The 6,747-nt window shown below is 72.3% G+C and carries 8 protein-coding genes; 5 read left to right on the forward strand and 3 right to left on the reverse strand.

Annotated features, from left to right (window positions below):
- Nucleotides 1-246 precede the first annotated feature (246 nt).
- The 3 genes from ACFYL6_RS21130 to ACFYL6_RS21140 all read right to left on the reverse strand — a co-directional run bounded on the left by ACFYL6_RS21130 (nt 247) and on the right by ACFYL6_RS21140 (nt 2,381).
- Nucleotides 247-1,341 (reverse strand): PLP-dependent aminotransferase family protein, encoded by a 1,095-nt coding sequence (locus ACFYL6_RS21130; RefSeq protein WP_387173466.1) that lies wholly within the window; start codon nt 1,339-1,341, stop codon nt 247-249.
- Nucleotides 1,342-1,447: 106 nt separating this feature from the next.
- Entirely contained in the window at nt 1,448-1,906 is a 459-nt protein-coding gene (locus ACFYL6_RS21135) for an ester cyclase (protein ID WP_387173468.1), read from the reverse strand.
- 82 nt (nt 1,907-1,988) lie between these two features.
- Nucleotides 1,989-2,381 (reverse strand): cyclic nucleotide-binding/CBS domain-containing protein, encoded by a 393-nt coding sequence (locus tag ACFYL6_RS21140; RefSeq protein WP_030487774.1) that lies wholly within the window; start codon nt 2,379-2,381, stop codon nt 1,989-1,991.
- 109 nt (nt 2,382-2,490) lie between these two features.
- On the opposite strand from ACFYL6_RS21140, the gene ACFYL6_RS21145 reads away from it, so the two are divergent.
- The 5 genes from ACFYL6_RS21145 (at nt 2,491) to ACFYL6_RS21165 (ending at nt 6,269) form a co-directional block, all read left to right on the forward strand.
- Nucleotides 2,491-2,943, forward strand: coding sequence for an NUDIX hydrolase (locus ACFYL6_RS21145; protein WP_387173470.1), 453 nt, complete (start codon nt 2,491-2,493; stop codon nt 2,941-2,943).
- The gene (locus tag ACFYL6_RS21150; protein ID WP_387173472.1) at nt 2,940-3,707 is read left to right on the forward strand and encodes a hypothetical protein; all 768 of its coding nucleotides are present in this window, start codon (nt 2,940-2,942) and stop codon (nt 3,705-3,707) included. Before ACFYL6_RS21145 ends, ACFYL6_RS21150 begins: the two co-directional genes overlap by 4 nt.
- 78 nt (nt 3,708-3,785) lie before the next feature.
- On the forward strand, nt 3,786-4,517 hold the full coding sequence (locus ACFYL6_RS21155; protein ID WP_091396874.1) for a sugar phosphate nucleotidyltransferase: 732 nt from the start codon (nt 3,786-3,788) through the stop codon (nt 4,515-4,517).
- Nucleotides 4,505-5,572 carry an iron-containing alcohol dehydrogenase family protein gene (locus ACFYL6_RS21160; RefSeq protein ID WP_357708598.1) on the forward strand — a complete coding sequence of 356 codons (1,068 nt, stop codon included), beginning with the start codon at nt 4,505-4,507 and terminating at the stop codon, nt 5,570-5,572. The genes ACFYL6_RS21155 and ACFYL6_RS21160 overlap by 13 nt, the downstream gene beginning before the upstream one ends.
- Nucleotides 5,547-6,269 carry a CDP-alcohol phosphatidyltransferase family protein gene (locus ACFYL6_RS21165; protein WP_387173474.1) on the forward strand — a complete coding sequence of 241 codons (723 nt, stop codon included), beginning with the start codon at nt 5,547-5,549 and terminating at the stop codon, nt 6,267-6,269. The genes ACFYL6_RS21160 and ACFYL6_RS21165 overlap by 26 nt, the downstream gene beginning before the upstream one ends.
- Nucleotides 6,270-6,747: the final 478 nt, after the last annotated feature.

Consider the following 6,747-nt stretch of genomic DNA (forward strand, 5'->3'; position numbering starts at 1 on the left):
GTGGCGGCGGCGCCGGGCGGGCCGGGCCGCATCGGGGGGTGTGCGGGGGACGACACGGCCCACCCGGCACCTGTGGGGGCGGGAGGTGGTGCTGCCGCGTCAACCCGGGCGGGGCCGGCCCGGAGGCCGGCGGTGAACTCCGCGGCTGACGGGGTGACGCTCGCAGCATTGTGGGCCAGCCGGCCGCCCGGAGGGGAGCCCCGGGACGGCCGGCATCGTCGTTCTGTCAGGAACCCGACAGTTAGCTCAGCCGCGGACGGCCTCGACGGCCTCCGCGAGCCGCCGGACACCCTCGTCGATCTTGTCGGCGGTCACCGCCGAGAAGGCCAGTCGGAGCGCGTGCCGCCCGCCGTCCAGCATGAAGTCGCTGCCCTTGACCACGGCGACCCCGCGCTCGGCCGCCGCCGGGGCGAGGCGGTCGACAAGGACGTCCTCCGGGAACTCCACCCAGAGGAAGTAGCCACCGTCGGGCTCCACGAACCGCGCCTGCGGCAGCTGCCGGCGCAACGACTCGGCGAGCACCTGGGACCGCTCACCCAGCGCCGCCCGGACCGTCTCGATCGAGCGGTCGATGTCACCGGAGACGCAGAACTGGTGCACGATCGCCTGGGACACCATCCCCGGAGAGATGTAGAGACTTGTCGCGTTCTTCGCGATGGAGGCGATCAGGTCGGCCGGGCCGACCAGGTAACCGACCCGCACACCCGGGCAGACCGTCTTGGTGAAGCTCGACGCGTGCACCACCACGTTGCGGGTGTCCAGCGAGAGCATCGACGGCAGCGCCTCGCCACGGAAGCGGACGTCCGCGTACGGGTCGTCCTCGAAGATCGTGAACTCGTACTCGGCGGCCAGGTCGAGCAACTCCCGGCGCTTCTCCAGGGAGAGCGTCATGCCGGCCGGGTTCTGGTAGTTCGGGATGACGTGCGCAAGTCGGGGCCGGACCCCGGACTCCAGCAGCTTGCGCAGCTCGGCAGTGTCCAGGCCATCCGGCTGGACGGCGATGCCGTGCAGCTCACTGCCCATCCGCTGGAGGTTGAGCAGCGTCCGGTCGTACGTCGGGCGTTCCACCACCACCGCGTCGCCGGGGCGGACCAGGTGGTCGAAGAGGAACGCGTCGGCCTGGAGCGACCCGTTGGTGACCAGCACCTGGTCGGCCTCGACCCCGTGCTTCTCGGCGATCCACTTTCGCAGCGGAAGGTACCCGACGGAGGTGCCGTACGCCGTCACCCCCGCGGGGTCGGCGTCGAAGGCGCGGACGGCGGCGGCCTTGAGCCCCTCGACATCGACGATGTCCAGCGAGGGAGCCCCACGGGCAAAGGAGATCAACTGCTCGGCGGTCATGGATGTTGAGCGTACGGGCGGCAGCGGGGGACGCGCGGACGGCACGGCGATGTCCGCATCCTGAGCCACCGGGTCGGGTGACCCCACTCCACCGGTCGGCGGCAGATCAGACCGGAAGGGCGAGCGCGTCGTGCTGCGCGGCCCGGGAAAGTCCCTCCAGCTGCACGCCGAGCGCGTCGAGGAGCTGACTCCAGTCGAAGTAGGAGCGCCAGGCGGTGATCCGACCCTTGCGCGCCCGGACCACGTCGGCCACCTCCCAGCTGACCAGGCGCCCGGTGGGCGCGACGGTGCCGTACGGCGAGTGCAGGGTGCCGGTGTGGGTGCCGGTCAGCCGCAGCTCGACCGCGGCGCCACCGCCCGTGCGGACCGCGCCCACCGGGTCGACCCGAAGGTCCGGAAAGGCGCCGGTCCAGGTGCGCAGCAGGGCGGGCAGCTCGATCGGACGGACCGTCACGCCCGGCATGGCGTAGAACGCCTCCGGGGCGTAGAGATCCGGCAGCCGGGCCACGTCCCGACGCAGGAGCATGGCGTACTGCTGCTGGACCAGTAGCTCCGCGTCGCGCATCGGGACCTCCCCCGCGAGCCACGGCACCTCCGCGCCCGCAAGGGATGCTTACCCATCGATCCGACCGGCACACCACCCCCGGTCAGGTCGTGGCGACCGCCTGGCTCTCCGACCAGACCCGCATGATGTCCCGGACGGAGATCACGCCGGCCACCTCCCGGCCGTCGAGCACCACCAGGTGCCGGAACCCGCCCCGGGCCATCGCGGCGGCGGCCTCGGCCACCGTCCACTCCGGCCCCGCGTAGACAACGTCCCAGGTCAGGTGGGCGCCGGTGCGTTCCACGTCGCAGTCCAGGCCGGCGCCGATGGCCTTCAACACGTCGCGTTCGGTCATGATCCCCACACCCTCGGAATCCGGGTCGATCACGACCGCCGACCCGACTCCGCGGGCCGACATCATCCGGGCCGCCTGGCGGAGCGTGTGCTCCGGACCGACGACGAGGACCTGGCTGGACATCGCATCCCGTACCTGCATCACACATCACCCCTTTGGGACGGTGGCATTCGGTACGGACATGGTGGTCGGTGGATGTTTCCGGGACAAGAGCGGCATCGCACAAGCTGCGGACGCTGGCTACTGTCGGATGGTGTCCACCGAGCCCCTGCGCTGCGCCGGCGCGCTGATCGTCGACCATGACGGCCGCATCTTCTTTCAGCGCCGCTCACCACACCGACGCCTGTTTCCCAACTGCTGGGACATCGTCGGCGGTCACCTGGAACCGGGCGAGGACATCGACGAGGCGCTACGCCGGGAGATCACCGAGGAGACCGGCTGGGTCCTCTCCCACGTCCTGGGCCAGGTGGGCGAGTACAGCTACGTCGGCGACGACGGCCTGGCCCGCACCGAGTACGACTTCCTGGTCCGCGTCGACGGTGACCTCGACCGCCCGACGCTGGAGGCCGGCAAGCACACCGAGTACCGCTGGCTGGCCGAGCACGAGGTGACAGTGCTCGACGAGCACCGCGACGTCAACGACGGGCTGATCCGACGGATCGCGGAGGAGGGCTTCGCCGTCCTGCGGTCGATCGGTCTGTGAACGCCGTCGCGCTCGCGCCGCACCGGATCGCCGGGCTGCTCGCACCGGCCGTGGACCGGACCTTCCGCGCCGGCATGCTGGCCGGCCGGGACGGTGGCGGCGCCGAGTTGTCGCAGCGCTACGGCGGAGTGACGGCGACCGGCTTCCTGGTCGACCTGCGCACCCGGCTGGCCGCACCCGGCGGCGCTGTCGACGGGCCCGGGTTCGCGGCGATCACCCGCTACCAGGACCCGGTCGTCTGCCGGCGGACCGTGGACAAGCAGGTGGCACACGGGATGATCTACCGCGGCCCGGACGGCGCTCTCTCCGCCACCGAGCGTGGCGCCGCCTTCCTCGCCGAGCTGTACCAGGTGCACGCCGAGGTCACCGAGGAGTTGTGGGCCGGGCACGACGACCGGGTGGACCGGCTGGTGGCCCTGCTCGGCCGACTGCTGTCGTACGCCCTGGTGCTGGCCGACGAGGAGGGTGACCGGGGCGGCTCGGCCTTCACCGCGCTGGCGCCCCCGTACGAACCGGACGGCACCCCGTCGGGCGTGCTGCTGCTCAACCGGCTCGGCACGATGCGATACCACCGGGCCGACGCGCACGCCGCCGCCTGGGCTGCCGCCGGGCACACCGCGTCGAGCATCGCCGCCCTGCCGACCGGTCCCGAGCGGCTCGCCATCGAACTGGAGACCGACCGGCGGGCCGCCGGCCCGTACGCCGCGCTCAGCGCGGAGGAGCGCCTCACCATGCTCGCCGACCTGGCGGCATTGCCCGGCTGACCCGGTTGGCCGGAGCGGCGCGCCCAGCCGGCGCTATCCTCCAGCGGTGACGGGAGCAGGACGAGGGAGGATGTCGCGATGATCGGAATGGTGCTCGCGGCCGGAGCGGGACGACGGCTGCGCCCGTACACCGACACCCTGCCCAAGGCGTTGGTGCCGGTGGACGGTGAGACGACGATCCTGGACATCGCGCTGGGCAACCTCGCCGAGGTCGGGCTCACCGACATCGTGATCGTCGTCGGCTACGCGGCGGACGCGGTCCGCGAGCGGCAGGCCGACCTGGAGAAGCGGTACGGGGTCACCCTCACCCTGGTGCACAACGACAAGGCCGAGGAGTGGAACAACGCCTACTCGCTCTGGCTCGCCCGGGAGTACTTCGCGCGCGGGGTGCTGCTGGTCAACGGGGACACCGTGCACCCGGTGAGCGTGGAGAAGACCCTGCTCGCCGAGCGTGGCCCGGGCATCCTGCTCGCCGTGGACACCCTCAAGCCGCTGGCCGAGGAGGAGATGAAGACCACCTTCGACGCCGCCGGCCAGCTCACCCGGATCACCAAGATCATGGACCCGGGCGAGGCGTACGGGGAGTACATCGGCGCCACGCTGATCGAGCCGCAGGTCGCCGACGCCCTCGCCGACGCGCTGGAGGCAACCTGGCGACGGGACCCGAACCTCTACTACGAGGACGGCTACCAGGAGTTCTCCGACCGGGGCGGGGAGGTACGGGCGGCGCCGATCGGCGACGTCCCGTGGGTCGAGGTCGACAACCACGCCGACCTGGCCCGCGCGCGGGAGATCGCGTGCCGCTACTAGCTCGGAGCGTCCTCACCCCGCTGCACATCGACGTGCGACGCGGGGCGGTCGCCGACCTGGGCGCGATCCTGGCCGACGGACGGATCTCCTCCGGGGGTGACGTCGCGGTGGTGGTCGGCCCGGGTCAGGGCGCCCAGATCGCGGAACTGATTCGACCGTCGCTGCGCTCGGCGGACGTCTTCACCGTCTCCGGCGGAACGCTTGACGCCGCCGACGACCTGGGCGGCAAACTCCGCGCCCGGTCGTACGACGCGGTCGTCGGCATCGGCGGCGGCAAGACCATAGACGTGGCCAAGTACGCGGCCACCCGCCGAGGGCTGCCGATGGTGTCGGTGGCGACCAGCCTCGCCAACGACGGGATCGCCTCCCCGGTGGCCAGCCTGATCACCGACGGGATCAAGGGCTCCTACGGCGTCCACATCCCGATCGGGGTGATCGTCGACCTGGACTTCGTGGAGAGCGGCCCGGACCGGCACAACCGGGCCGGCATCGGCGACGTGATCAGCAACATCAGCGCGTTGGCCGACTGGGATCTGTCCCGGCAGGTACGCGGCGAGCCGGTCGACGGGTTGGCCGCCTCGCTCTCGCGAGCGGGCGCCGAGGCGGTGCTCAACCACCCAGGCGACATGAGCGACGACGCCTTCGTGATCGTCCTCGCCGAGGCGTTGATCTCCAGCGGCCTGGCGATGGCGGTCGACGGCACCAGCCGTCCGTGCAGCGGCGGCTGCCACGAGATCATGCACGCGGTCGACTCGCTCTTTCCCGGCACCGCCTCGCACGGCGAGCTGGCCGGGCTGGGTGCGCTGTTCTGCACCTGGCTGCGCGGAGACCTCCGCCGCTTCCGGGAGATGTCGGCCTGCCTCGCCCGGCACGGTCTGCCCCGGCTCCCCGCCGAGGTGGCGCTCACCGACGACCAGTTCATCGAGGCGGTGCAGTTCGCGCCACGTACCCGGCCGGACCGGTACACCATCCTCGAACACCTGGCACTGTCGCCTACCGAGACCCGGGAACGGCTGGCAGACTACGCCGGTGCAATCCGCGACCAGCTTGGCTGACCCCCGTCCCACCGTCGCCGACTTCCACCGGGTGAACCGGGGCGGCGGCCTGTTCAGCGAGTCGATCAGCCAGTGGCTGGGGGCCGTCTTCGCGCTCGTCGCCCAGCGGCTCGGGCTGCGACCGACCGCGTTGACCATCACCAACCTGGTGCTCGGGCTGGCCACCTCGGTCACCGTGGTGGCACTCGCCGGCCCGGTCGCCGCCGGGGACGTACCGGCCTGGGTGGTCGGCCTGCTCGCCCTGGTCGGCTGGCAGGTGGCGTACTCCCTGGACTGCGCGGACGGGCAGCTGGCCCGGGTGACCGGCCAGGGCAGCGCGGCGGGCGCCCGCGTCGACGTGCTCTGCGACGTGGCCGCGCAGATCGCCCTGGTGGCAGCCCTGGCCGCCACCGCCGTGGCGCAGGAGCCGTCCACGCCGACCTGGCTCGTGGCGACCTTCGCGGGCACCTGGATGGTCAACCTGGTGACGTCGGTGATGCAGGCCGGCCCGAACGCGGCCAGCATGGTCACCTCGACCTCGCTGCCGGTGCGCCTGGTGAAGCTGGTCCGCGACTACGGCGCGGTGGTCTTCGTGGCCGCCCTGGTGCTCGCCGTGGCCCCCGCGCTGGTCCTCTGGGTGATGGTCGCCTTCACGATCGTCAACGGTGGCTTCCTGCTGGCCAGCATCGCCTTCTCGGCCCGCGCCTCCCTGCGCTGATCCACCGCGCGCCGCCCGCCCGCCCGCGCGCCGCCCGCCCGCGCGCCGCCCGCCCGCGCGCCGCCCGCCCGCGCGCCGCCCGCCCGCGCGCCGCCCATCCGCGCGCCGCCCATCCGCGCGCCGCCCATCCGCAAGATCCAGCCCAGCCCAGCCCAGACCCGCACCCGCGCGCCCGCCGCCCGCCCCCACCCCCGCCGCCCGCCCGCCGGCAAGATCCACCCAACTTCCCCGAAGTTGCTGCCTCCGGCCGGCGGGAGGCAGCAACATCCCTGATGTTGCGCAGATCTTGCGGGCGGATCCCCTGCCCGACCGCAGCGCCGCGCGGGAGGGCGGTAGCGGTGGGGTGGCCGCCCCCAAGATCGCGCTCGATCCAGGATGTAGTGCCCGTGCTCAGCTGGTGGAAGCAATCTGGCTGGTCAGCAGCTCGGCGAAGACTTCTTTGGGTTTCTTGTAGGCGAGGATACGGCGGGGTCGGTTG

Origin of the sequence: Micromonospora sp. NPDC007208, from assembly GCF_042869175.1 — a bacterium.
GTDB lineage: Bacteria > Actinomycetota > Actinomycetes > Mycobacteriales > Micromonosporaceae > Micromonospora > Micromonospora foliorum.